Annotated in this window: 1 protein-coding gene; it reads right to left on the bottom strand. The window is 71.2% G+C overall.

Going from position 1 to position 883, the window contains the following annotated elements:
• On the bottom strand, positions 1-883 hold an 883-nt coding region (locus AC1DRF_RS30065; RefSeq protein ID WP_477742580.1), incomplete at both ends, for a hypothetical protein.

Raw genomic sequence — 883 nt, 5'->3', positions numbered from 1 at the left:
CAAAGTGCGCGACGGCGAGCATCGCGATCCCGAACGCCAATCCGGGCGCGAGCCAGCGACGCCCTGCCCCGCGTCGCGGCCACCACAGCACGCAGGCGGCCGCGACGAGCGCCGAAGACGCCAGGACGAAACCCGCGCGCGAAAACGTCAGCGCCGCCGCGAGCCACAGCGCGACGACCGCGACCAGCGCAAGCCCCGCCTGCGCGCGTTGGCCGCGTCCTTGCGCCTGCGCGGCAAGGGCCAGCGCGATGGGCAACAGCACGCCGAGCAGATCGGCGAAATGGTTGCGGTTGGCGAAGGTGGCGATCGCACCGATCGGATGATGGAAGGCATGGAATCGCAGGGCGTTCGGGCCGCCCGTGGCTTGCGCGAATCCGAGGAAGGCCAGCGCCACCCCCACGCCGACCGCGATGATCAGCAAACGCCGACGCAGCGCATGCGGCAACGAACGCGCCGACAACCACATCGCGCCGAAGGTGAGGATCGCAAGCGCGGCGCGAACGGTCGCCCACGCATCCAGCGACATGGGGCGCCAGGCGGGCGCGATGCCGGCGTGCGCGAGATCCGCCGCGACCGACGCGCGCCCGGGCAACGCCGCGAACCACGCAGGCGGCAACGGCACAAGCTGCAGGGCCACCAGCGCGAGCGCGCTCGACAACAGGGCGAGGAATGCACGGTCCCAGCGCGTGACTTCCGCCGTGCGCCATCGCGCGATGCCGAGCGCCAAGCACGGCAACATGGCCAGGTGCACCATCGCATCGCCCGCGCCACGCGCCCCGCCGCCGAACAACAGGGCGACGACGAGCAGCGTCGCCGTGCAGGCAAACGCAACGGACTGGCGCTCCAGGAAAGACGGTCGGGTTTGCATCGGGAACTTCAGAAA

The sequence above is a fragment of the Priestia sp. P5_B4 genome, from assembly GCF_056400385.1.
Note: the sequence above shows the minus strand (reverse complement) of the source record. Positions and strands in the feature narration are given on the sequence as shown.